The organism is Acinetobacter sp. PC34 (assembly GCF_051789135.1).
Lineage (GTDB): Bacteria > Pseudomonadota > Gammaproteobacteria > Pseudomonadales > Moraxellaceae > Acinetobacter > Acinetobacter johnsonii.
Genome location: NZ_CP196664.1, coordinates 3,312,232 through 3,337,355 on the forward strand (window position 1 = coordinate 3,312,232; position 25,124 = coordinate 3,337,355).

The window sequence follows — 25,124 nt, forward strand, 5'->3', positions numbered from 1 at the left end:
AAATAAGGCAGTCAAATCACTGCTATTTTAGCTGGCATCTTTCGAAGAAGCAGATTGCTCATCATCGTCTTGATAAATGAATTTTGGCATTTCTAAGCCAAAGTAAATCGCGATTAGACGTAAGCTAAAACCAAAGATCAAAGTCGAAATCACGGTCAGCTCAAGTGATAAACCGAGCTGAATGCAGCCCCAATAGAAAATCACCGCGACAAAAGAAATACTGGCATACAGTTCACGGCGGAAGACCAAAGGGACGTCATTACACAAAATATCACGTAAGATACCGCCTGACACCCCTGTCAGAACTCCAGCAACCGCAGACACCACAAACCCATGTCCCATTTCTAAGGCAATTTGACAGCCAATGATGGTAAAACCGATCAGGCCCAAAGCATCGAGCACCAAGAAGATATTACGTAAATGACGCATCCACTTGGCAATCAAAATCGTCATAAAAGCGGCAAAACAGGTCAGCATCAAATATTCAGGATGCTTGACCCAAGTCAGCGGATAATGTCCCAACAACACATCGCGGACAGAACCGCCGCCCAGTGCTGTGACACAGGCAATAATCACCACACCAAACCAATCCATACTACGCCGACCCGCCGACAGTGCACCTGTCATTGCCTCTGCTGTGATCGCTATAATATAAATAATAGTGAGTAACATCGCCTGGATTCCATATAGGCTAATTGATGCGCGCTATTCTAAGCCAAATTTGCTTAAAATTATAAAAATTGTGCACAACATTGTTTAAATTTTTTCCCTGAACCGCAGATGCACGCTTGTTTCATGGTGATTTTCATTTCAGTGGTTGGATCTAAAAAATACCACGCCTCGGCATGTTTCACAAAATGTGAAATTTCATGATGTATCTGTGGCGATGTGCCATCATGATAATGGGCCTTAAACTCAACCATGGCATGGTTTTTATCGAGTTTTTCATTGGCCTGCACGACGTCTAACTTCAACCATTGGTTGCTTCGACTCCACTCAGCAATTGCTGCAACATCTAGAGCCTGTTGCTGTCCCAACGCTGTGGTTTGTAAAATGTAATCAATTTGCTGTTTGGCAAAAGCACTATAACGTGAGCGCATAAGTTGAGTAGCACTCTGCGCACGGCTTTGTCCCAAGTGCAATGGCTGACAGCACTGCTTATATTCGCCCTGTCCACACGGACACTCAACATTACTCATGATTTTTCCATAAAAAATAGCTCGACATTGCGAGCTATTTTAACCTGTTCAAACCAGATTACGGTTTGTTTTAAGAGGATTCCTTGTGCAGATCCAACTTGGGAATCACATGCACTTTTTCAATTTTGTGCCCATCCATCGTCACCACTTCAAAAATACAACCATCTGCTTCAAGGCTAGAGCCATTCTCGGGTAAACGACCTAAATGAAAGAGGATATAGCCTGACAAGGTTGAGTACTGATCAGACTCGTCGACCAAATCACGATCCAACAATAACGACACATGGCGAATATCGGTTGAACCATCGAGCATCAAGCTACCATCTTCTAAGCTTTCAGCCACATTATCTTCAGCATCTTCATCGGGGAACTCCCCTGCAATCGCCTCTAATACGTCAATCGGCGTGGCAATCCCTTCAATCGAGCCGTATTCGTTCAAGACCAAAGCCATTTGCAACGGTGCTTGACGCAATTGTTCCATCACCATCAGGACTTGCGCATTTTCATGCACAATCACAGGTTCACGTAAATGTTTATCAAAATCAAGGACACCCGTTTCAATATATTCATTCAAAACTTTATGGGTCAGCACCACACCGGCGATGTTGTCTAATTCGCCCCGTGCCACGATTAAACGTGAATGCGTAATACTGAGTAGTTGTGATTTGATTGAGGCTTCTTCATCTTCTAAATCAATCCACTCCAACTCTGGACGTGGGGTCATCACGGACTTCACAGGACGCTCGGACAAACCCAGCACCCCTTGCACCAAGACACTATGATAAACCCCATTTTCAGGATCAAATACTTCATCCGCATAAGCGCGAGTTGCCAATACATCTTCAGGCTCAGAGGCATGATCACTACTTTTACCGCCCAACATTCGCAGCACCGCAGATGCAGTTTTATAGCGAAGGTCTGTGGTGGTGACCATTTTTTCTTGATTACGGCGCATGGTTTGGTTGATGAATTCAACAATTACCGAGAAACCAATCGCGGCATATAAGTAGCCTTTTGGAATATGGAAACCAAAGCCTTCTACAATCAATGAGAAACCGATCATCATCAAGAAGCCGAGACACAAAATCACCACGGTCGGATGTTTGTTGACGAATTCCATTAAGGCTTTCGATGCCCACAGCATAATGCCGACGGCAATAACCACCGCAATCATCATCACAGACAGGTGTTTAACCATACCGACTGCGGTAATCACCGAATCTAAGGAAAACACAGCATCCAAAACTACAATCTGAACGATCACCATCCAAAACACAGCATTGGCTGGACTTTCTTCTTTCTGAACCACTTTGGCGTCAATACGTTCATGCAGTTCCATGGTGCCTTTAAATAGTAAGAACACCCCACCAAACAGAAGAATCAAATCCCGTCCTGAGAAAGGATGATCGAAGATATGGAACAGCGGCTCGGTCAGTGTCACCACCCAAGCAATTGAGGCCAACAGCACCAAACGCATTAAGAGCGCAAGGATCAAACCAACAACACGGGCCGTATTACGTTGTTCTGGTGGAAGTTTCTCCGCCAAAATCGCAATAAAAACCAAGTTATCAATCCCCAGCACAATTTCCAGCACCACTAAGGTGAGTAACCCCACCCACGCAGAAGGATCAGACATCCATTCAAATATCATGTGATCTGCTCCTGTCGAGGGGAAATATACGGTGCATAACGCAACTTAAGCGGATGAAAAGGAAGATTCAGCCCCAATGGCTGTAATTTTTTTTCGGAAAACTGAAGATGTCTTGAGCGACAACTACCACTACCCATGTTCGTTCTTGTGTTGTAAAACAGGAAATAAGTATAGGCAAGATCTACATGAAATTCATCTTTTTTTCAAAAGCGCACTGTTTTAAAAGATTTAACAAATTATTACCCGATTGTTAGATTAAATACAGCTTGCCGTCACATTTCTTGCTTAAACTAAGAGAGAAAAAGTAGATAAAGCAAAAGGTAAAAACATACGCCATGAATAGTGAATTAAAAATATCCTCTCTCAACACTCAAGTAAATGTTCAAACCACTCAACCTCTGATCGCACTTTATTGCGGTTCTCGTTCAGGCAATAAACCGATTTATCAAGAAAAAGCGATTGCACTGGCACAAGGTTTAGCTAAACAGGGTTTTGGTCTGGTTTATGGGGGGGCCAGCATTGGTCTCATGGGACAAGTGGCCGATGCCATGATTAGCCACGGCGGTGAAGCAGTCGGCGTCATTCCAGAATTTATGCTGGATTATGAAATTGCGCATCACCAACTGACCGAATTACATGTTGTACAAACCATGCATGAGCGCAAAGCCTTAATGGCCGAACGTGCAAGCGCCTTTGTCGCACTACCCGGTGGTTTAGGCACTTTTGAAGAAATTTTAGAAGTGGCAACCTGGGGACAACTGAACCAACACCAAAAACCGATGATGATTTATAACGTGAATGGTTTTTATGACGCACTGATTACACAATTGGATCATGCAGTAGAAGAAGGTTTTCTACCGCCACAGCACCGCGCAAAAGTAATTGTATGCAACCATGCTGAACAGATTTATTCAGCTATTGCCAACCTCGGCAGCCCAGCGCACTTTGCCATTTAAATCCTGTTCTTAATGCCATAAAAAAGCGAGCCTAGAGCTCGCTTTTTTAACATGTGTGGTTATTGCCCATAATGGGTGACAAAGTTATAGAACCACGGCAGTGTGGTCGCCAAAATCACCGACATAGCTAAACCAAACATCAATTTCATCGCATCTTTACTGACGTTACGCGAAGTGCGATGTTTGTTCACTTCATCAAAAATCATCGACATTGCAAACTCACGACCTGCAAGTAAACCTAAGAATACCCATGTGGTACTCATTGGAATATTGCTCCACTCTTTGAACACCAACAAAATCAGGGCATACATAAAGTCAATAATGGTCGCTGCACGAATATCGGTGACACCTGTTTTGGTATCGACAATCTTCTGAATCGCACCACCGCGTTGGTACAAAATCACCGCCAACAACACCACAAAGACCGTGATGGCAAACAGTAAAAATGAAAACGGCACTTGACGGGGTACATAGACGAAAATATTGGCCAAATCTTGAATTAGCCACTGGCTCCACAGAAAAGCCGTAGAGACCCACTGTAGTCCGATCCAAATATGCGACGGTTCTTGATTACGGGTTTTTGCAAAATACTTCGCGACTTGTCGCATCACAAAACGATAGACAATAATCGCAACCACAAAGGCCACCGCGTAGCCCATCATCGATTTCACCATCATCGAGCCTAAACTTGCAGGCGAGAAAATGGTTAAAACCAAGAAAGTGGTACTGACGGGAATTCCGTATTTGGTTAAAAATAACAGTAAAATCGGTGGCACAATATAGAGCCACGTGACCCCACCCTCAGGAAAAGGGATCGTTTCTAAACGGCCATATGATGCATCACCCACACCGGATGCATACCAACCATAAATCAACACCACCACCAAAATGGTGCTGATAAAGAGCCAAAGCACCCACCATGGACGATGTGCATTGGATGAAATAAACGTACCTAATGTCTGTGGCACATCATTTCCGACGATAGAATAAGCAGCTAAACAGAAGCCTATCACCATCAAAATTTCGATTGTCATAAAACCAACCTTTTGAATAATTTATTCCAAGACAGTGCCCTTGGACGTTTGCCAAAGATTATGACGGTTTTATTTCATTTTCATGACATCCTTGTCATATATTTTTTGTAGCGCCATAAAAAAGAACACCGCAGTGCTCTTTTTTCAAAGTCAAAACTCAGTTTTTTTAATTGAGTTTGACTTCATAAACCGCTGTACTACCACTGACTTCATTTCCCACCACCAACAGCGGACGACCATTGGGTGAATTCTTCGCCGCGATGAAAATCAAACCTTCTGGGCCTAAGTCACCTTGCTTCGTGACTTCTGTTTCCGTGGTGTTGCGATGGTTCAGATACTGAACAAATTTAGCCTGATTCGGGTTACTAATGTCATACACTATGATGCCACTGGCACGCTCAAGTCCAATAAAGGCAAAGGTCTTTTCACCAATTTTACCCAAAGTCACGCCTTCAGGTTCAGGGCCTTTATTGTCACTACGGTCATCAAATTTAAATGCTTCATGATTGCTATTAAATTGCTCTGGGAACAGCTCCGCAATTTTTTGCTCAAACTCACTCCCCGAGTCCCATACAATTTGCTTGGTTTCAGGGTCGACAATACTCACCGAACGGCCACCATAGACATATAATTTGTCATAAGTCAGACGACCATTTTCATCTAGCTTTGGCAGACCCGTTAGTGGATCTTTTTGATAACCTTGCGTCCAACTAATGGTCAAACGTCCAATTTGTGAATCTTTAATTAAATTATCCGCGCAGACTTCTGTTGCATCAGCCGTTTGACAAGGTTTAAACACCTCGGGGTTTAATTTCGCCCCTTTTACGCCCGGTGCAAGCTGACGTAAATGCGCGGCATAATCGCCTTTGGCATCAAAACCTGCTTTTTTAAACAAATGTTTAATGCGTATCTCTTCTGCATAACCAGCATTTAAGTCCCCGCCTTCAAAGTATTTGGCTTCATCCCTTAGCCATTCACGGGCATCCCCCTCATTGGCTGTGACCAAATATGTTTTACCGTTGGCTTGGTATGATGCAATGGCATCGGGCATATACATGCCATATAGCCCCGGCCAAGAGCGAATATTAATCATGCCTGCATCTTTTGCACATTCTGTAATACTACGTCCCAAAGAGTCTTGGCCAATAGCACAGTCACGGTCACTTCCATCCAAGGCATTTTCAGGCAAACTATGGTCCTTGTAGCCCATCGGGAAAAGATCAACAAATTGATTTTTTTCTAGGTCTAAAACCCCAATCGCATTGTTTTCCTGCAAACTAACCCATGCTTTTTTACCATCAGCACTGACTGCGATGTACTCAGGTTCTAAATCTTGTGCAACGGTGGTCGTTTGAATACCTACCTTAGCAACATTTGGGTATTGACTGATGTCTGGGCCAAAAATACGAATGCCTGCATCTAATAAGTCTTGTTTACGGTCATTCCATGCGTGGAAACCCGCAATAGTTGCTGTTGGTTTTTGAATATCTGAAATATCAATAATACTGACCGAACCTTCGGGATCGACTTGATAACCTTCATTCGGTTCCGCTTCATTCGCTACCAGTACTTTTCGACCATCAGGCGTGAAGGTCAACATATCTGGCAAAGCTCCCACGTTGACTTGGCTGATAAAGGAAAGATCCTGTGCTTTAAAAAAAGCCACAATACCGGTTTGGGTTTTATCCTCAGCCTGAACCGCAAGCGCCACGATGCCATTATGCACGGCGACACTATTCACCTCAGAATTAGCTAAATAAGTTTTGGCATCCAAAGATTGGATATATGTCGGCTGCGTTGGTTGGGAAAAATCTAAAACATCGACCATACCTTTTTGTGCATTCACCACGAACAGACGCTTACTCGCAGCATCATAGGCGGGGATTTCAGCTGCACTCTGTCCAAATATCCCCGATTCATAACTTGCAAGATGAACCAGTTCAATACTATTCGGGGTGGCTTCCTCTACCACTGGTGGTGGTGTGATGGTTTGCGCATCATCACTGTCATTGCATCCTGCTAAGCCCAACCCCATGCATGCTAAAAAGACAGCACTATATGTTTTATTCATCATGATCTAAATATCGGTTCAAATTTGACCAATGTATGACGTACGCGTTGCAAACACATGACGTAGAGATGTCAATTTGATGGCATGTGATAAATGCACATTCGCAACAACAGTCCAACTTAAATTAAGCTAAACTGTTTAAAAATTTCACTTTGTTGTATCTATGAACCAAACGCCGACCCATCAAGCACTCGCTCCTGAGTACCGTCTTTTGGTACTTTTGGTTTCGATTGGCTTTTTTATGCAAGGCTTAGATACCACCATTGTGAATACCGCTCTACCCGCTATGGCAGCCAGTTTGAATGAAGATCCGCTCCAAATGCATAGCGTGGTGGTGGCCTATGTGCTTGCCGTTGCTGCCTGTATTCCCTTGAGTGGCTGGCTCGCCGACCGTTTTGGAGTGCGCAATACCTATTTCAGTGCCATTATCATTTTTACCCTTGCCTCACTGGGCTGTGGCTTTTCTGAAAGCTTAAATGAGTTATTGTTCTATCGCGTACTACAAGGTGTGGGTGGTGCATTATTACTCCCTGTTGGCCGTTTAGCCATGCTCAAGGTCATTCCGCGGACGCAATTCTTATCGGCCATGAGTTTGATGAGTCTCGCGGGACTAATTGGTCCACTGATCGGGCCAACACTCGGGGGCTGGTTGGTCGAAGTCAGTACATGGCATTGGATTTTCCTGATTAACCTCCCCATGGGACTGTTAGGGGTCCTGATTAGTTTTGAAGCCATGCCGAATGTCACCGAGCAGAATGTGCCTCGTTTTGACTTTTGGGGTTTTATCCTGTTGGTGATCGCCATGGCAGGACTATCTTTAGGGATTGAAAATTTTGCCAGTCCGCACCTGACTTTATGGTGGAGTATTGGGCTGATTGTACTGAGCTTGGCGACTGCGCTTTGGTATGCCTATCATGCACATACACATCAAAATGCGCTATTTCGCAGTAAACTGTTTCGTAACCGCATTTATGCCGTGGGTATTTTAGGTAACTTCTTTGCTCGCCTCGGTGGCAATGCCATGCCCTTTTTAATGCCACTCATGCTCCAAGTGGCTTTCGGCTTTGAACCCTTTGTGACCGGACTCTTAATGATTCCGACCGTGCTGGGTTCACTGGCGTCTAAACCCATCATTCGTCACTTGATTCAGCGCTTTGGTTATCGCCACGTGCTTTTGGTTAACACCTTGTTGGTCGGTGCATGTATCGCCAGTTTTGCCCTCAATACCGCAGACACCCCAACTTGGCTGCGCGCACTGCATTTCTTTGTTTTTGGCATGCTGAACTCCCTGCAATTTGTGTCTATGAATACCCTCACGCTGAAAGATTTACCGCAACAAGATGCCAGCAGTGGCAACAGTTTCTTGTCGATGATCATGATGGTATCGATGAGTATTGGCGTGGCTTTGGCAGGTACTTTAGTCAATGTCTTTACCGCATATTTGGGTACAGATCATATCGTCATGGCATTCCATAACACTTTAATTGTTTTGGGCTGTATTAACCTGATTACCGCAGCTATTTTCTGGCATATCCCCAAAGATACCGTGGATGAATAACAGATACAAAGTGCTGCCATTCACTGACCATAATCATCATGGTCAGTTCCACAAATTCGAGCTATGATGATGAGCTAAAAACCAATACCTGCAAAAGCATGTCCGCAAGAAAAAAAGTTTCCACGCCGTCAAAAACCTCATATCTCTATTACATAATTGCCTGTGTAGTGATGCTATGTGTCGGACTGGGAATCACCTATTTTTTCTTGCAGAACAATGTCGCATCTGCCCAAGAGTATCCGATAAAAGGCTTTGATGTGTCTCATCATCAGGGCGATATTCAATGGCAATCCATTTCTCCCCAAGAGTTTAAATTCGTCTATTTAAAAGCCACTGAAGGGGGCGATTTCAAAGACCGTAAATTTCAGGACAATTGGCTCAAAGCCCGTGAACAAGGCTTTTTAGTCGGGGCTTATCATTTTTATCGTTTATGCCGTGATGGCCAGATTCAGGCGCAAAACTTTATCGAAACTGTGCCGAAGAAAACGGATAGTTTGCCGCCTGTGATTGATTTGGAATATGACAGCAACTGTATCAACACCTATACCAGAGAACAGCTGCTCAAAGAGATTCAGGTCATGCACGACCAACTGTATAAACACTATGGTTTGCAACCCATTTTTTATACATCTAAAGCATTTTATAATATTGTTTTGGTCGATGAATTTAAACAAACTCCCCTTTGGATTCGTGAATATCAAGGCAAGCCTGAGCTCAAAGGCAATCCGAAATGGACCTTTTGGCAACACACCAGCCAAGGTCAAATTAAAGGCATACCAACCTTGGTGGATCTCAATGTATTTCAAGGCTCAGAGCAAGATTGGATCAGCTTTTTAGAGCGCCAAGGGCTTTATCAACCGCCACAAAACTTACCGATCAAGTAAGCAGTTTCAAGCTCAGCATTGAAGTTCAAATACAAAAATACCAAGTCAAATTCTGTCGCTTATGCCGCATACAGGACTACGCAATCGATCTGAATAGTGCAATACTGACTTAGGTTTCAACATTAAAATTCAACATGCGAAAAATCATTCACATCGACATGGATGCCTTCTATGCCTCGGTGGAGTTACTTGATCGTCCTGACTTAAAGCATTTACCTGTAGTGATTTCTTCACATCATCCTCGTGCCGTCATTGCTGCCGCATCCTACCCTGCACGTAGATACGGACTCCGCTCTGCCATGTCGATGACTCAAGCCAAAAAACGCTGCCCTCAAGTGATAGTAATTGAACCTAATTTCGCTAAATATCGTACGGTCTCAGAGCAAATTCATACAATTTTTCAGCGTTATACCACACTCATTGAACCGCTTTCATTAGATGAAGCTTATTTAGATGTGACGGAAAATTTACAACAACTGGCCAGCGCCACAGAGGTTGCTGAACGCATCCGTGCTGATATTTTTCAGAGCACAGGACTGACCGCCTCTGCGGGTGTAGCACCGAATAAGTTTCTAGCCAAAGTTGCTTCGGACTGGAATAAACCCAATGGTATCTGCGTGATTAAACCCTCACAAGTTCAGCAGTTTATTCAGCACTTGCCGCTTAAAAAAATCCCCGGAGTGGGTAAAGTCATGCAAGAAAAATTACATGCGCTCAAACTTGAAACTTTAGGTGATTTACAGCATGTAGATGAAAATATCCTGATTCATCATTTTGGCAAGTATGGAAAACAGCTCTATCTCTATGCACAAGGGATTGATGAGCGTCCTGTACAAGCGGAACGAGAACGTCAGCAAATTTCAAAAGAAACCACTTTTGATGATGACTTAATCCTTGAACAATGTCTCCCATTTTGGCCCAAGTTGATTGCACAAGTCTGGCAAAGCTTAGAGAAAAAGCAACTGTATGCCCGCGGTGTCACCGTCAAACTGAAACTGAAAAACTTTCAAACCCTACAGCACAGTAAAAGCTTCAAAACGCCATTAAAGCATCAAACTGAACTACAAATGACCTTAGATATCTTACTCAAAGAAATGCAAATCACACCGGATCAACAATTTCGTCTTATCGGTGTTGGGGTCTATGCACTTTCGACTCAAGAACCTTTACCCCAGCTCTCTTTATGGTCTGAGTGATTGCTCAATGAGTCATTTTTTAACCAAAAGAACAAAAATAATGCAATTTAGCATTCACAAACTGTGTTTTTAGAGTAATCTAATGACGCGCTGCATTTATCCATGTAACCGCTGAGATGCTAAAACTTACCTTTACTTTTAGCATACGTCCTGTGATTGGCGTGACGATCAAATCCGAAGATTACAGGACATCTCTGATATTTATCATGGTATTCCCCCTCTATATTACAGAGCAGCGCTCTAGCATCAGAATAATCCAATATTTAAAAATATACTTTTATAAAGCCCGAATAAGATTGAACTATTAATCGCGTTGCTTCATTTTTTGTAATTCCCACGTCAAGATATTGAACCCATCCTCTGTTCACATGCACTTATAACAATAGATAGGATCCTTCAAGCTGTAAAATTCTGCACCTGATTGAAAGCCAACATCGTAGCCATCTGTCATACATGAGTTTGTGGTAGGCTATTGAACTACTTTTCATGTTCTATTTTTATACTCATCACACAGGATGCATACATCATGACGGTTCAACGTTTGCATGTCTCAAATCGTTTTTCTGAAGTTGCAATTGCTGGCAACCTCGTTCATTTGGCAGGTCAATTGGCGTCTGACTTTGATCTCGATATTAAAGGTCAAACCCAACAAACATTCGACATGATTGACCAATTTTTAGCTGATGCAGGCACAGATAAAAGCCATATCTTATCGGTAACGATTTATTTGAAGAATATTGAACAAGACTATGCAGCTTTCAATGAAGTATGGGACGCTTGGGTTGCAGATATTGATGCCTTACCCCGTACCTGTGTTGAAGCTAAACTTTATGATCCACGAGTATTGGTAGAGTTAACCGTTGTTGCAGTGCAACCTGCATAAAAATACACGCAGCATAAAAACATGAGTTTTCATGTTTTTATGCTGCGCGCTGAGATTGAGTTAGCCGATCAGACGTAATTTTCGAGTTTGTGCAGCATTATAGTAATCATATTTTTTGGCCACACGCGTATCTTTAGTCAAACGCGATGAAGCATAGAGATCGCCATAAAAATCTTCACGTAACTGATGATAGTCAGGCACTTCTTCATAACGAATCACTTTATAGCCAGCCATATCAAGGATCGCATCCTGAAACTGTGCCTTTTGTGGACGTTTCAGTGAAAGCGGATCTTCTAAGGCAACCACTGCCAAAACTTGTTGTGCACTATCCACAATGACAAAATCAGCCACCAAATTGCGGTATTTATTTCGTGTACGCGAAAATTTTGTCGTGAGTAAGGCATCATAAGATACATGTGCCAGCACAGTATGATGCGGTAAAATTTCTTTCAAACGAGTATAAGTCAGTTGCTCATGCATACTAAAAATAGCACGTTGTCTTAATGCACTATCTTGCTGCTTGGTCTTAGGGATCAACGCTTTACTCGCTAAAATCATGACCAGTATCAACAACACGCTACCAATTACCATATAAGTTGTCATATTTGCATCCTTTTGATCTTTATTATAATTTTCGGTATCACAACCATTTTTATTCGATCAGTATAACCTACTGACCATTTATCCAAACCACGCAATAAAAAAACTAAAGCTAAAATCAAACAAACGCTGATAAAACTAAACAATTTTTTGCAATGTCATTCGTTGTAACACGTTTTGTTTTAATCTAAATGAAATTTTGGCTCTTTAGCCTATCTACACTGTAATAGAGTGATCCATTCACGTGCAATATGATTCTTTGGACTGACCCAATTTTCCAGACGTATGGCAGAAAAGCCAATCTTTGAGTTATTTTTCTAACGCAATAAAAAAGATCAATCCTAAAAAAGGATGCCGTAGCATCCTTTTTTATATTCAATTGCGATTAAGCACGTGACTTAGACTTTGGTTTTGACTTTGAATGTCCAAATGGCTTCTTGGCATCACCTGCTTCACGCGGTGGTAAACCTGTATGCTGCGTTAAAATCTGACCGCGCTCAGGACGCTTTTTGGTATTTGATGGACGCGATTGATTTTTCGCTTGTTGGTTACGGCTATCACCATTACGTTTTTGCGAATCGCCATCCACGGTTGAGTTTTTCTTCCGAGCAGACTGATACTGACCTTCTGTCCCTTGCGGTTGATAGGTTGGAATCAAATGCTGTTTCGAGTTGCCAATCAAATCTTGGCGGCCCATCTCCTTTAAAGCTTCACGTAATAATGGCCAGTTGTTTGGATCATGATAACGCAAGAAGGCTTTATGCAGACGACGACGCTTCTCACCTTTCACAATATCAACATCTTCAGTATATCGCGCCACTTTAGCTAATGGGTTTTTACCCGTGTGATACATGGTGGTCGCGGTTGCCATTGGTGATGGATAGAAAGTCTGTACCTGATCGGCACGGAAACCATTTTTCTTCAACCAAATCGCCAAATTCATCATGTCATATTCGGTCGTACCCGGATGCGCTGCGATAAAGTACGGAATTAAATATTGCTCTTTACCTGCTTCCTTACTGAAACGATCAAACATTTGCTTGAAACGATCATAGGTTCCGATGCCCGGTTTCATCATCTTAGACAATGGACCTTTTTCGGTATGTTCAGGCGCAATTTTTAAATAACCACCAACATGATGCTGTACCAATTCTTTGACATATTCAGGGTTTAACACCGCCAAGTCATAGCGCAAGCCTGAACCAATCAGAATCTTTTTAATGCCTTTAATGGCACGTGCTTTACGATATAGCTGCGTTAAAGGTGCATGATCGGTATGTAGGTTTTGACATACGCCCGGATAAACACAGGATGGTTTACGACAGTTCTTTTCAATTTCAGGGTCTTTACAGTGCAAACGATACATGTTTGCAGTTGGGCCACCCAAGTCAGAAATGATGCCGGTAAAACCCGGTGCAGTATCACGAATCTTTTCAACTTCACGTAAAATTGATTCTTCTGAACGGTTTTGAATGATGCGTCCTTCATGTTCTGTAATCGAACAGAAAGTACAACCACCAAAACAACCCCGCATGATGTTCACAGAGAACTTAATCATGTCAAATGCAGGGAAACGGGCATCGCCATAGACAGGATGTGGTAGACGTGCATAAGGTAAATCAAATACATAGTCCATTTCTTCCGTCGTTAACGGAATCGGTGGAGCATTTAACCAGACATCACGCTCGCCATGCTTTTGTACCAATGCACGAGCATTTCCTGGATTGGTTTCAAGGTGCAAAATACGGTTGGCATGTGCATATAAAACGGGATCATCTGCCACCGCTTCAAATGCAGGCAAGCGAATCACAGCCAGCTCACGCGGCGGTAATTTATGTTTAATTGCCTTTGAAGACGGCTGTAACTGCACAATTTGTGTATCAGGATCGAGTTGATCCCCTTCACGAACAATTTGATTCGTCACAATTTCTTTTTGGAAATTTTGGTATTGGGTTAAAGAATTACCCTTATCTTTTTCAATTTCACAGCCATCTAAATCTTCAGTCATCACATAAGGATTGATAATCGGATCGACACGGCCAATGGTATCCACATCATTCGATGCAATTTCCACAAACTTGGCTTTAGATGGACGGTTTAACTTATTCACGATAAATGCCGTGCCACGAACATCTGTAATTTCGTGAATTTTTTCGCCTTTGGCTAAGCGATGCATCACTTCAGTAATTGAACGCTCACCATTACCATACATCAAAAGATCGGCTTTTGAGTCCATCAACACTGAACGACGAACTTTGTCTGACCAATAGTCATAATGTGCAATACGACGTAAAGATGCTTCAATTCCACCTAACAATACAGGTACATCTGGAAATGCTTCACGCACACGTTGGCAATACACCGTTGCTGCACGGTCTGGACGTTTATTGGGTAAATTATCTGGCGAATAGGCATCATCAGAACGAATTTTACGATCAGCCGTATAACGGTTGATCATCGAATCCATGTTCCCAGCAGTCACACCCCAAGCGATATTTGGCTTACCCAAAACTCGAAATGCTTCAACATTAGTCCAATCAGGTTGTGCAATAATCCCGACACGGAAACCTTGTGCTTCTAACGTACGGCCAATAATGCCCGAACAAAATGATGGATGGTCGATATACGCATCACCACAGACCAAAATAAAGTCACAACTATCCCAACCGAGTTGGTCCATTTCCTCGCGCGACATCGGCAAAAATGGCGCAGGTTCAAAACATGACGCCCAATATTTGTCGTAATCAAACAACGCTTTAGGCGCGGTCTGCATAGTATAAGCAGTAGACATGGCTAGCAATTCTCGGCTGGCAGATGAAAGATCTCAAATAAAGATCAAAGATGAAAGCCGATCATTTTACCATGAATTACATTCAGCTTGCTTGGTTAAAAAAGCATCATATACAGCACGTTATCATTTATTTTTTTATGCAAACGTAATTTCGAAGTTTTTATTTAAAAAGAAACAATTTGACAGTGAAGAGACAAAAGCTGGCCCTTCATTCCTTAAAGAATAAAGATCAATGTCCAATCACTTGGGACAGTAAGCAATACATCGAGACCCAACTGACTCAGCTGAATTATGCAGCAAAGAATGAAAAATTAACATCAACTATAGCTATGCCGATCTCTCAGAATATCCCTCACTTTATATAGTTTTTATTTAAGATATCACCCATTTCCTTTTAAGATTCTAATATTTAGATTAATGAAAGATGCTACTAAAAATAAACACCATCTTTCATCATGTAAAAACTCAATCAGTTGAGTTCTTTCATACCAACTTTATTATTTTTGAGCGGTCGATAAGTCCATAATCAACTTTGTCGCTAAATATAAACGCGGCACAATACTTTCGACCAGAATATATTCAGCATTATTCGAATGTGCACCATCACCAGATAAGCCCATGCCTTCTAAAATCGCTGCTTTCGAATTTAAGCCAGCAAATGCTGCATCTGTACCACCACCTGTTGCTTCAGTTAAGACCTTCATTGGTAAGTTAAAATCATTTTTGTAAATAAGCTGTGCTTGTTCAGCCAATTTTTTTGCCTGTGGATTTGCCATTAAAGGTGGGCGACGCATTTCAAACTTTAACTTAACTTCACTATCAGCTAACTTTTTACGTTTAATCCTTTGCTGTAATACACGTTCCACTTGCTGAAAATCTTTAACTTGCAAAGCACGAACATCTGCTTGTGCAGTCGCAAGGTCTGGAATCACGTTACGCACTTTACCTGCACTCGCTACAGTCCAGTTTAATTTCAACCCTGTTTTAAGATTGGATAAATCTTGTAACTGTAAGATTTGATGTGATAATTCTGTCAGTGCATTTATGCCTGCTTCAGGCTTAACCCCTGCATGTGCAGATTTCCCGTGAACCTCTAAATATGCTGCACCAATCCCACTGGTGGCTAATCGTAAACTGCCATCTTTACCACCACCCTCAAATGACAAAACCACATCTTGGTCTTGTGCAGTTTCAGTAATCAGTTTGCGTGAACCTGGCGAACTGATCTCCTCATCGGAGTTAAGTAAGATTGTGATCGTGCCATAGTCTTGATAATTCAACTTTTTCAAAAGATCAAGCGTATGAATAATCGCAGCAACCCCCTGTTTATCATCTAAAATTCCAAGACCAAAAACTTTATCCCCTTCCATTTTAAAAGGTTGGTCTTTCAACATTCCTGTTAAATACACCGTATCCATATGAGCAATTAGCATAATTTTACTGCTGCCTTTACCCTTTAAAACAGCTTTTACCATTGGACCAGTCTGTTGGGGCGTATCATCCATACGATATATATCTTTAGCTTCTACAATACTGACCTCAGCTCCTGTCATTTTTAATTGTTCAGCGACATATTTGGCTATCTTATTCACGCCGACAAGATCTTTACTCCCCGACTCAATATTGACTAAAGCCTCTAGAGTATTTAAATAATTCTTTTTTTCTGACTCAACCAGATGTTTGACCTGATCATTAGATACAGCATGTACTTGCCCAAAAGCCAAACAGCTCAACAACGCACATGAGATTAAAGGAAGTTTTTTCAGTTGATATTGAATTTTATTAGACATACTCATTATTCCATTTAAAGATATTGCTAACAAACTATGAGCATTTGATCGACTATCCAATTTTTTAAAAATTTTAAAACAAAAATGTTGGGTAGATTAAATGTCATGATCGATAAATAAGTAAATCAGTATGTAGAAACCTGTCCTAAACCTCAATTAGACGATTGATTCGTTCATTTTTATTATTTCACACATAAAAAAATCCCCCTCAGCGATTAGCGGAGGGGGATTTAGAATTAATGAGCTGGCGATGACTTACTCTCACATGGATAACTCCACACTACCATCAGCGCTAAGAGGTTTCACTTCTGAGTTCGGGAAGGGATCAGGTGGTTCACTCTTGCTATTGTCGCCAGCACAACTGTTTATGACTATTCGTTGGGTCTTATTTACACATTGTGTATGCCTAACTTTCATCAAATGAGTTATTAACAGGTATATTTGAGTTGATTTTAACATAAAGCATAGCTTTATGTCTTGCGCTCGGACAAACATAATTAATGTTTGTTTATTCCTCGCTCATGTATCTAGCTTTATAACTAAATCAAGTTGTTTGCAGTGATTTGAACCACAACACCAACTGTTTGGGTGTTGTATAGTCAAGCCTCACGAGCAATTAGTATTGGTCAGCTTCACATATCACTATGCTTCCACATCCAACCTATCAACGTCGTAGTCTTCAACGGCTCTTTAGAGGACATAAAGTCCTAGGGAAATCTTATCTTGAGGTAGGCTTCCCGCTTAGATGCTTTCAGCGGTTATCCCTTCCGAACATAGCTACCCGGCGATGCGACTGGCGTCACAACCGGTACACCAGAGGTTCGTCCACTCTGGTCCTCTCGTACTAGGAGCAGATCCTCTCAAATTTCCAACGCCCACGGTAGATAGGGACCGAACTGTCTCACGACGTTCTAAACCCAGCTCGCGTACCTCTTTAAATGGCGAACAGCCATACCCTTGGGACCTGCTTCAGCCCCAGGATGAGATGAGCCGACATCGAGGTGCCAAACACCGCCGTCGATATGAACTCTTGGGCGGTATCAGCCTGTTATCCCCAGAGTACCTTTTATCCGTTGAGCGATGGCCCTTCCATACAGAACCACCGGATCACTAAGACCTACTTTCGTACCTGCTCGACTTGTGGGTCTCGCAGTTAAGCGCGCTTTTGCCTTTATACTCTACGCGTGATTTCCGACCACGCTGAGCGCACCTTCGTACTCCTCCGTTACTCTTTAGGAGGAGACCGCCCCAGTCAAACTACCCACCAGACATGGTCCTCGTCCCGGATAACGGGACAGAGTTAGAACCTCAATATTACCAGGGTGGTATTTCAAGATTGGCTCCACCGAAACTAGCGTCTCGGTTTCAAAGCCTCCCACCTATCCTACACAAGTAAGATCAAAGTTCAATGTCAAGCTGCAGTAAAGGTTCACGGGGTCTTTCCGTCTAGCCGCGGGTACACCGCATCTTCACGGCGAATTCGATTTCACTGAGTCTCTGCTGGAGACAGCGCCCCCATCATTATGCCATTCGTGCAGGTCGGAACTTACCCGACAAGGAATTTCGCTACCTTAGGACCGTTATAGTTACGGCCGCCGTTTACTGGGGCTTCGATCAAGAGCTTCGCTTACGCTAACCCCATCAATTAACCTTCCAGCACCGGGCAGGCATCACACCCTATACGTCCACTTTCGTGTTTGCAGAGTGCTATGTTTTTAATAAACAGTTGCAGGGGCCTGGTTTCTGTGGCTGCCAATAGCTCAAGGAGTAAATCCTATCACCGTCGGCAGCGTACCTTCTCCCGAAGTTACGGTACCATTTTGCCTAGTTCCTTCAGCAGAGTTCTCTCAAGCGCTTTGGTCTACTCGACCTGACCACCTGTGTCGGTTTCGGGTACGATTCCTATGTAACTGAAGCTTAGAGACTTTTCCTGGAAGCATGGTATCAGCCACTTCACTGTACAAGTACAGCTTGCTATCAGTTCTCAGCATAGAGTACCCCGGATTTGCCTAAGATACATGCCTACAACCTTCCACCTGGACAACCAACGCCAGGCTGACTTAACCTTCTCCGTCCTCTCATCGCATTACATAGAAGTATTGGAATATTAACCAATTTCCCATCGACTACGCCTCTCGGCCTCGCCTTAGGGGTCGACTCACCCAGCCCCGATTAACGTTGGACTGGAACCCTTGGTCTTTCAGCGTGCGAGTTTTTCACTCGCATTGTCGTTACTCACGTCAGCATTCGCACTTCTGATACCTCCAGCATACTTCTCAATACACCTTCATCGGCTTACAGAACGCTCCCCTACCACTTGCAATAAATTGCAAATCCGCAGCTTCGGCATATAGTTTTAGCCCCGTTACATCTTCCGCGCAGGCCGACTCGACTAGTGAGCTATTACGCTTTCTTTAAAGGGTGGCTGCTTCTAAGCCAACCTCCTAGCTGTCTATGCCTTCCCACATCGTTTCCCACTTAACTATAATTTTGGGGCCTTAGCTGGCGGTCTGGATTGTTTTCCTCTTGACTACGGACGTTAGCACCCGCAGTCTGTCTCCCGGATAGTACTCATTGGTATTCGGAGTTTGCATCGGTTTGGTAAGTCGGGATGACCCCCTAGCCGAAACAGTGCTCTACCCCCAATGGTATTCGTCCGAGGCGCTACCTAAATAGCTTTCGGGGAGAACCAGCTATCACCGAGTTTGATTAGCCTTTCACCCCTATCCACAAGTCATCCCCTGGCTTTTCAACGACAGTGGGTTCGGTCCTCCAGTTAGTGTTACCCAACCTTCAACCTGCTCATGGATAGATCACCCGGTTTCGGGTCTACACCCAGCAACTAAACGCCCTATTAAGACTCGATTTCTCTACGGCTCCCCTATGCGGTTAACCTTGCTACTGAATGTAAGTCGCTGACCCATTATACAAAAGGTACGCAGTCACCGAACAAGTCGGCTCCCACTGCTTGTATGCATGCGGTTTCAGGATCTATTTCACTCCCCTCACAGGGGTTCTTTTCGCCTTTCCCTCACGGTACTGGTTCACTATCGGTCAGTCAGGAGTATTTAGCCTTGGAGGATGGTCCCCCCATATTCAGACAAGGTTTCACGTGCCCCGCCCTACTCGACATCATCATATAAGCCCTTTCGTGTACAGGACTATCACCCACTATGGTTGCACTTCCCAGAGCATTCCACTAGAACTTATATGACTTAATGGGCTTTTCCCCGTTCGCTCGCCGCTACTGAGGGAATCTCAATTGATTTCTTTTCCTAAGGGTACTGAGATGTTTCACTTCCCCTCGTTCGCCTCGTATGACTATGTATTCATCATACGATACCTGCCTTATGACAGGTGGGTTTCCCCATTCAGAAATCTCCGGATCACAGGATATTTGCCGCCTCCCCGGAGCTTATCGCAGGCTATTACGTCTTTCATCGCCTCTGACTGCCAAGGCATCCACCACATGCACTTAATTACTTGACTATACAACCCCAAACAGTCGTTAATCCCTACAAGTAGGATTAAGACAGTCTATGATGATTTCTCATCACTTCCTTACAGTTTGTTGTTCTGTGCACTTAAACACTGTACAGCTTCAATTCAATTCACATACCAAAACGCTTGATTCAGTTAATTTCGCTAGTAACTCATTTCTTCAATCTTCATCAATCAGTAATAAATCACTGTTAATGTCAATCTTAAAAACGAGTATGAACAAATTATTTCAACTCAAATATATTCTGTTAATGATTTTTCCAGCCTTCGTCAGGTCAGGAAACTGTGATAAATCACAGAAGTTAATAAGCTTCAACTTACTAAATTCTATAATCCAACCTATCTGCGCGAAGCATAGCTTCTTGCTTAAATTTCAAGGAAAAACATTGTTTTTCTATTCTTGAAATTTGGTGGAGACTAGGAGAGTCGAACTCCTGACCTCCTGCGTGCAAAGCAGGCGCTCTACCAACTAAGCTAAGTCCCCAGCTTATCAATAAGTCAATGTTTCTGTTTTCTGTATTCAGCATTTAACAATGCTTGTTAGTCAGATTTGGTGGGTCTGACAAGACTTGAACTTGTGACCCCACGCTTATCAAGCGTGTGCTCTAACCAACTGAGCTACAGACCCTCAGATACATCGTCATGAAGAACAACTTGTTGTGGATTCTTACCAATCGTCAATCTTTCGTTAAGGAGGTGATCCAGCCGCAGGTTCCCCTACGGCTACCTTGTTACGACTTCACCCCAGTCATCGGCCACACCGTGGTAAGCGTCCTCCTTGCGGTTAGACTACCTACTTCTGGTGCAACAAATTCCCATGGTGTGACGGGCGGTGTGTACAAGGCCCGGGAACGTATTCACCGCGGCATTCTGATCCGCGATTACTAGCGATTCCGACTTCATGGAGTCGAGTTGCAGACTCCAATCCGGACTACGATCGGCTTTTTGAGATTAGCATCCTATCGCTAGGTAGCAACCCTTTGTACCGACCATTGTAGCACGTGTGTAGCCCTGGTCGTAAGGGCCATGATGACTTGACGTCGTCCCCGCCTTCCTCCAGTTTGTCACTGGCAGTATCCTTAAAGTTCCCGGCTTAACCCGCTGGCAAATAAGGAAAAGGGTTGCGCTCGTTGCGGGACTTAACCCAACATCTCACGACACGAGCTGACGACAGCCATGCAGCACCTGTATGTAAGTTCCCGAAGGCACCAATCCATCTCTGGAAAGTTCTTACTATGTCAAGACCAGGTAAGGTTCTTCGCGTTGCATCGAATTAAACCACATGCTCCACCGCTTGTGCGGGCCCCCGTCAATTCATTTGAGTTTTAGTCTTGCGACCGTACTCCCCAGGCGGTCTACTTATCGCGTTAGCTGCGCCACTAAAGCCTCAAAGGCCCCAACGGCTAGTAGACATCGTTTACGGCATGGACTACCAGGGTATCTAATCCTGTTTGCTCCCCATGCTTTCGTACCTCAGCGTCAGTATTAGGCCAGATGGCTGCCTTCGCCATCGGTATTCCTCCAGATCTCTACGCATTTCACCGCTACACCTGGAATTCTACCATCCTCTCCCATACTCTAGCTTCCCAGTATCGAATGCAATTCCTAAGTTAAGCTCAGGGATTTCACATCCGACTTAAAAAGCCGCCTACGCACGCTTTACGCCCAGTAAATCCGATTAACGCTCGCACCCTCTGTATTACCGCGGCTGCTGGCACAGAGTTAGCCGGTGCTTATTCTGCGAGTAACGTCCACTATCCTAGAGTATTAATCCAAGTAGCCTCCTCCTCGCTTAAAGTGCTTTACAACCAAAAGGCCTTCTTCACACACGCGGCATGGCTGGATCAGGCTTTCGCCCATTGTCCAATATTCCCCACTGCTGCCTCCCGTAGGAGTCTGGGCCGTGTCTCAGTCCCAGTGTGGCGGATCATCCTCTCAGACCCGCTACAGATCGTCGCCTTGGTAGGCCTTTACCCCACCAACTAGCTAATCTGACTTAGGCTCATCTATTAGCGCAAGGTCCGAAGATCCCCTGCTTTCCCCCGTAGGGCGTATGCGGTATTAGCATTCCTTTCGGAATGTTGTCCCCCACTAATAGGCAGATTCCTAAGCATTACTCACCCGTCCGCCGCTAGGTCAGGTAGCAAGCTACCCTTCCCCGCTCGACTTGCATGTGTTAAGCCTGCCGCCAGCGTTCAATCTGAGCCATGATCAAACTCTTCAGTTAAAATCATTAGTAGCTTATGGCTACAAATCTTGGCTCATCAATTTTCTGACAAATATTTCTCAAATAAACTTCGAGTAATTCTTACCATCAATCAATGAAATATTTTCGATCGATCAATCAGTAAAAATCCACACAAGTTGTTCTTCATAATCTCTTAATGATCTTCTTGCTGATTCGTCATCAGCAAGCTAGGTCGGCTATACTACTCTCTTTCAAGAAGAAGTCAACTGGTTTTGTTAATTATTTTTAAACCTATTCAAGACTTCCAGATTTTACCGCTTGGGCTAAATCCTTGTTTCTCAACAAGTTTTAATCAACATCACCGCCGATGGATGTGCATTCTACAGTATTTCTAATCCCTTGCAACACCTTTTCTCAATAAATATTTCTGCATGTTTATTTTTCAAACTCATAAAAATATAAGTTACTGTTATTTATGCAAAATCTTTTTTAATAAATTTATCTACTTCCTAGCTAGCGCCTTAAACCGCCCATCACATTCGCACAAATTAAACTTAATATATTGTTTTAATTAATTTAAATAGAAATATATCAAAGTAATATTTAAATATTTTATTTAAATCGCTTTTTCTTTCTACTTTTTATGGTGAATATCCGCTCACAATGCTGTTTTCTCACTCAATTTCTACCTTAAAACCAAAACAGCCATTCTATTTCTAGAATGGCTGTTTCCGATCATCTCAACATGTTTAGAACTTCATACTGATACGCGCCCAATAATTACGTCCAATATTATTGAATTGTTCGGTTGCAGCATAATCAAAACCTGAACTTCCAAGTTTATTCAAATGCTCGGCATAGTTTTTATTCAGCACATTATCTATTCCGACTGAAAGGTCTAAATCTTTTTGGATATTATAAGTCCCATTTAAAGACAAAGTTCCAAAACTTTTACTGTCTTCTAAATCGTATCCAATGATATTGCCTTCTCGATAACTGGTACGATCTTGTGCTGCCACCACACGCCATAACAAACCAAGATTATATTTCTCTTGCACATAACGTAGATTGAAACGCCCTTCTAATGGTGCAATTTGCGGTAAAGCGGTGTGATCCGTTGTATTTTCACCCCACGCATACATGGCACTGATATCCGCTTGAATTTGATCCGTCAACTGGTAAGCCACACCTACTTCAGCACCGGCAATGGTTGCATCGACATTTCGGCTACGAGCTTCATATTTCGTTTTACCCATAGAAATCACGGGTACATATTTAACTAATATATAGTCTTGAATTAAGCCTGCATAAACTGAAGCCCATGATTTAAATGCACCCTGTTCATATTGATAACCTGCATCAAACTGCGCGGTTTTTTCATTCTCTAAATCGGCAAAGGTCGTACCTGTACTTTGATGGTATTTGGTACTAAACAATTCCCAATAATCAGGCACACGCTCCACATAACCCAAACCTGCGTAAGTTTTAACATGTTCCGCAAGTTCACTTTCAATTCGAATAAAACCACTTGGCAGGGTTTCTTTACGCTCTGTATCAGTGGCTAAGTTATCGATCTTCGCTTGATCGAGGCGTGCACCTGTCACCAGTTTATGCTGATCATTGAATGCATAACTCAGCTCACCGAAAGCCCCATAAGACTCAAAATCCATATCTCCGACACGAGCTTTATTTTGATAAGGAGACATTAAGCTACCACTACGTTTAGTGTGCTCATTTTTTTGACTATCAATACCTGAAATAAGTTGCAATTTTCCCCAGTCCTGCGTCATAGCAACCCGTGCATTTAAAGTCCTACGAGCAACATTTGAAGCCATCGGCATTGACATACCATCTGCGGGATTAAATTTTCGCAAACTAAAATTATCCATGACATGATCGTTATAGCTATAGTCCACCTGCGCTTCGACTTTCTTGATCACCTCGCCAATGTTTTTCTTTTCAACATGTAAACCTAGACTTTCACGAGCAAACTTAGAGCCATCCATGCTACGTCCAGCATAGACTGCCTCACCATCACTCTTCCCACCTTTCAGCTCTATCCATGTGTCCTCATTTGGAGTCCAGCCCAGCGCAAGATCTGCATTCCACTTTTCCCAATCGGACGGAACCGTATTGCCAGCTCCATCTTGATAACTATCTGCAATCGAACGGTTGGCATTTAAACGTGCATATTTCGTTTCATCACCAACAGCGGCTTCAACATTCTGATCCAAACGACCGTAAGAACCAAGCATGGCACTGGCTTGCCCACGATAAGGTTTCGCCGAAGTGAGCTGCTCAGGCTCACGTTCAAAGATAACGGTTGCGGCTGAGCCAGTATGCGCATACTGAACGGTTTGTGGCCCTTTTACGACTGTGATTTTGTCGTAGCTTTCAGGGGAGACATAAGAAGCTGGATTATCCATACGACCTGGGCATGCGCCTAAATTTTCCGTACCATCGGTGAGAATTTTAATACGTGAGCCAAACATACCACGGAAGGTGACGTCACCATTCGCCCCGCCATTTTTGATTTGGTTAAAACCCACAATACTTTGTAGGTAGGCTGCACCATCAACCGCAGGAATCGGCTGAGTGGGTTGTTTAGGGTCGGCATGTACAATCAGACCATGGGCATCATTGCCCTGCTGAGCCGTCACCACGATAGGTGCTAAAATGTGCGCACTGTCTGCTTCAGCGGCAAATACTACACTTGAAAAACAAGCAAGAGAAATCGCAGCCGCAAGAGGCTGTAAAAAGAATGTAGGCTGAGCCATTTTTATTCTCACTGAATCTATAAATACAACTAGGCTAGAGTCCGT

Annotated in this window: 15 protein-coding genes, 2 tRNA genes and 3 rRNA genes; 6 read left to right on the forward strand and 14 right to left on the reverse strand. The window is 43.2% G+C overall.

Translation table 11 applies throughout. From position 1 onward, the window contains the following. Positions 1-27: 27 nt before the first annotated feature. The 3 genes from ACSC9N_RS16115 to ACSC9N_RS16125 form a co-directional block, all read right to left on the reverse strand. Positions 28-672, reverse strand: coding sequence for a trimeric intracellular cation channel family protein (locus ACSC9N_RS16115; protein ID WP_004692884.1), 645 nt, complete (start codon positions 670-672; stop codon positions 28-30). A gap of 59 nt (positions 673-731) precedes the next feature. After that, positions 732-1,199: a YchJ family protein gene (locus ACSC9N_RS16120; protein ID WP_010325676.1), complete on the reverse strand. Its 468-nt coding sequence runs from the start codon at positions 1,197-1,199 to the stop codon at positions 732-734. 70 nt (positions 1,200-1,269) lie between these two features. Next, on the reverse strand, positions 1,270-2,850 hold the full coding sequence (locus ACSC9N_RS16125; protein WP_010325675.1) for a TerC family protein: 1,581 nt from the start codon (positions 2,848-2,850) through the stop codon (positions 1,270-1,272). A 335-nt stretch (positions 2,851-3,185) separates the two neighbouring features. On the opposite strand from ACSC9N_RS16125, the gene ACSC9N_RS16130 reads away from it, so the two are divergent. Further along, entirely contained in the window at positions 3,186-3,806 is a 621-nt protein-coding gene (locus ACSC9N_RS16130) for a TIGR00730 family Rossman fold protein (protein WP_010325674.1), read from the forward strand. Positions 3,807-3,865: 59 nt separating this feature from the next. Here the strand turns inward: ACSC9N_RS16130 and ACSC9N_RS16135 are convergent, their stop codons facing one another. Both ACSC9N_RS16135 and ACSC9N_RS16140 read right to left on the reverse strand, forming a co-directional pair. After that, positions 3,866-4,840 carry a hypothetical protein gene (locus tag ACSC9N_RS16135; RefSeq protein ID WP_004692891.1) on the reverse strand — a complete coding sequence of 325 codons (975 nt, stop codon included), beginning with the start codon at positions 4,838-4,840 and terminating at the stop codon, positions 3,866-3,868. Between the two features lie 166 nt (positions 4,841-5,006). Further along, the gene (locus ACSC9N_RS16140; protein ID WP_035330361.1) at positions 5,007-6,914 is read right to left on the reverse strand and encodes a choice-of-anchor I family protein; all 1,908 of its coding nucleotides are present in this window, start codon (positions 6,912-6,914) and stop codon (positions 5,007-5,009) included. Between the two features lie 160 nt (positions 6,915-7,074). On the opposite strand from ACSC9N_RS16140, the gene mdtD reads away from it, so the two are divergent. The 4 genes from mdtD (at position 7,075) to ACSC9N_RS16160 (ending at position 11,432) form a co-directional block, all read left to right on the forward strand. Beyond that, complete coding sequence (gene mdtD, locus ACSC9N_RS16145; protein WP_010325672.1) at positions 7,075-8,469, forward strand: multidrug transporter subunit MdtD; 1,395 nt, start codon at positions 7,075-7,077, stop codon at positions 8,467-8,469. 170 nt (positions 8,470-8,639) lie between these two features. After that, entirely contained in the window at positions 8,640-9,353 is a 714-nt protein-coding gene (locus ACSC9N_RS16150) for a glycoside hydrolase family 25 protein (RefSeq protein ID WP_010325671.1), read from the forward strand. A 134-nt stretch (positions 9,354-9,487) separates the two neighbouring features. Then, a complete protein-coding gene (gene dinB / locus ACSC9N_RS16155; RefSeq protein WP_010325670.1) occupies positions 9,488-10,549 on the forward strand; it encodes a DNA polymerase IV in 1,062 nt (353 codons plus the stop codon). Between the two features lie 526 nt (positions 10,550-11,075). Then, complete coding sequence (locus tag ACSC9N_RS16160) at positions 11,076-11,432, forward strand: RidA family protein (RefSeq protein ID WP_010325669.1); 357 nt, start codon at positions 11,076-11,078, stop codon at positions 11,430-11,432. 60 nt (positions 11,433-11,492) lie between these two features. Here the strand turns inward: ACSC9N_RS16160 and ACSC9N_RS16165 are convergent, their stop codons facing one another. Continuing rightward, complete coding sequence (locus ACSC9N_RS16165) at positions 11,493-12,035, reverse strand: DUF2726 domain-containing protein (protein ID WP_010325668.1); 543 nt, start codon at positions 12,033-12,035, stop codon at positions 11,493-11,495. A gap of 382 nt (positions 12,036-12,417) precedes the next feature. Beyond that, the gene (locus tag ACSC9N_RS16170; protein WP_010325667.1) at positions 12,418-14,823 is read right to left on the reverse strand and encodes a YgiQ family radical SAM protein; all 2,406 of its coding nucleotides are present in this window, start codon (positions 14,821-14,823) and stop codon (positions 12,418-12,420) included. Here ACSC9N_RS16170 and ACSC9N_RS16175 point away from each other — a divergent pair. Next, on the forward strand, positions 14,822-15,049 hold the full coding sequence (locus ACSC9N_RS16175) for a hypothetical protein (RefSeq protein WP_010325666.1): 228 nt from the start codon (positions 14,822-14,824) through the stop codon (positions 15,047-15,049). The two genes, ACSC9N_RS16170 and ACSC9N_RS16175, sit on opposite strands and share 2 nt — an antisense overlap. 271 nt (positions 15,050-15,320) lie before the next feature. Here ACSC9N_RS16175 and ACSC9N_RS16180 read toward each other — a convergent pair whose 3' ends face one another. The 7 genes from ACSC9N_RS16180 to ACSC9N_RS16210 form a co-directional block, all read right to left on the reverse strand. Continuing rightward, positions 15,321-16,613 (reverse strand): glutamate carboxypeptidase, encoded by a 1,293-nt coding sequence (locus tag ACSC9N_RS16180; RefSeq protein ID WP_010325665.1) that lies wholly within the window; start codon positions 16,611-16,613, stop codon positions 15,321-15,323. A 242-nt stretch (positions 16,614-16,855) separates the two neighbouring features. Further along, positions 16,856-16,970 (reverse strand): 5S ribosomal RNA (gene rrf, locus ACSC9N_RS16185). 238 nt (positions 16,971-17,208) lie between these two features. Beyond that, a 23S ribosomal RNA gene (locus ACSC9N_RS16190) occupies positions 17,209-20,102 on the reverse strand. 420 nt (positions 20,103-20,522) lie between these two features. Beyond that, positions 20,523-20,598: transfer RNA gene (locus ACSC9N_RS16195), tRNA-Ala, on the reverse strand. 67 nt (positions 20,599-20,665) lie between these two features. Next, positions 20,666-20,742, reverse strand: a tRNA-Ile gene (locus tag ACSC9N_RS16200). A gap of 61 nt (positions 20,743-20,803) precedes the next feature. Next, positions 20,804-22,341, reverse strand: a 16S ribosomal RNA gene (locus ACSC9N_RS16205). Together the 16S, 23S and 5S rRNA genes with 2 tRNA genes alongside form the textbook arrangement of a ribosomal RNA operon. Before the next feature lie 710 nt (positions 22,342-23,051). Continuing rightward, on the reverse strand, positions 23,052-25,079 hold the full coding sequence (locus ACSC9N_RS16210; RefSeq protein WP_010325664.1) for a TonB-dependent copper receptor: 2,028 nt from the start codon (positions 25,077-25,079) through the stop codon (positions 23,052-23,054). Between the last annotated feature and the right edge of the window lie 45 nt (positions 25,080-25,124).

Coding starts and splice junctions, on each gene's coding strand:
- ACSC9N_RS16115 (WP_004692884.1), bottom strand. CDS start 672: ATGTTACTCACTATTATTTATATTATAGCGATCACAGCAGAGGCAATG.
- ACSC9N_RS16120 (WP_010325676.1), bottom strand. CDS start 1,199: ATGAGTAATGTTGAGTGTCCGTGTGGACAGGGCGAATATAAGCAGTGC.
- ACSC9N_RS16125 (WP_010325675.1), bottom strand. CDS start 2,850: ATGATATTTGAATGGATGTCTGATCCTTCTGCGTGGGTGGGGTTACTC.
- ACSC9N_RS16130 (WP_010325674.1), top strand. CDS start 3,186: ATGAATAGTGAATTAAAAATATCCTCTCTCAACACTCAAGTAAATGTT.
- ACSC9N_RS16135 (WP_004692891.1), bottom strand. CDS start 4,840: ATGACAATCGAAATTTTGATGGTGATAGGCTTCTGTTTAGCTGCTTAT.
- ACSC9N_RS16140 (WP_035330361.1), bottom strand. CDS start 6,914: ATGATGAATAAAACATATAGTGCTGTCTTTTTAGCATGCATGGGGTTG.
- mdtD (WP_010325672.1), top strand. CDS start 7,075: ATGAACCAAACGCCGACCCATCAAGCACTCGCTCCTGAGTACCGTCTT.
- ACSC9N_RS16150 (WP_010325671.1), top strand. CDS start 8,640: ATGCTATGTGTCGGACTGGGAATCACCTATTTTTTCTTGCAGAACAAT.
- dinB (WP_010325670.1), top strand. CDS start 9,488: ATGCGAAAAATCATTCACATCGACATGGATGCCTTCTATGCCTCGGTG.
- ACSC9N_RS16160 (WP_010325669.1), top strand. CDS start 11,076: ATGACGGTTCAACGTTTGCATGTCTCAAATCGTTTTTCTGAAGTTGCA.
- ACSC9N_RS16165 (WP_010325668.1), bottom strand. CDS start 12,035: ATGACAACTTATATGGTAATTGGTAGCGTGTTGTTGATACTGGTCATG.
- ACSC9N_RS16175 (WP_010325666.1), top strand. CDS start 14,822: ATGGCTAGCAATTCTCGGCTGGCAGATGAAAGATCTCAAATAAAGATC.
- ACSC9N_RS16170 (WP_010325667.1), bottom strand. CDS start 14,823: ATGTCTACTGCTTATACTATGCAGACCGCGCCTAAAGCGTTGTTTGAT.
- ACSC9N_RS16180 (WP_010325665.1), bottom strand. CDS start 16,613: ATGTCTAATAAAATTCAATATCAACTGAAAAAACTTCCTTTAATCTCA.
- ACSC9N_RS16210 (WP_010325664.1), bottom strand. CDS start 25,079: ATGGCTCAGCCTACATTCTTTTTACAGCCTCTTGCGGCTGCGATTTCT.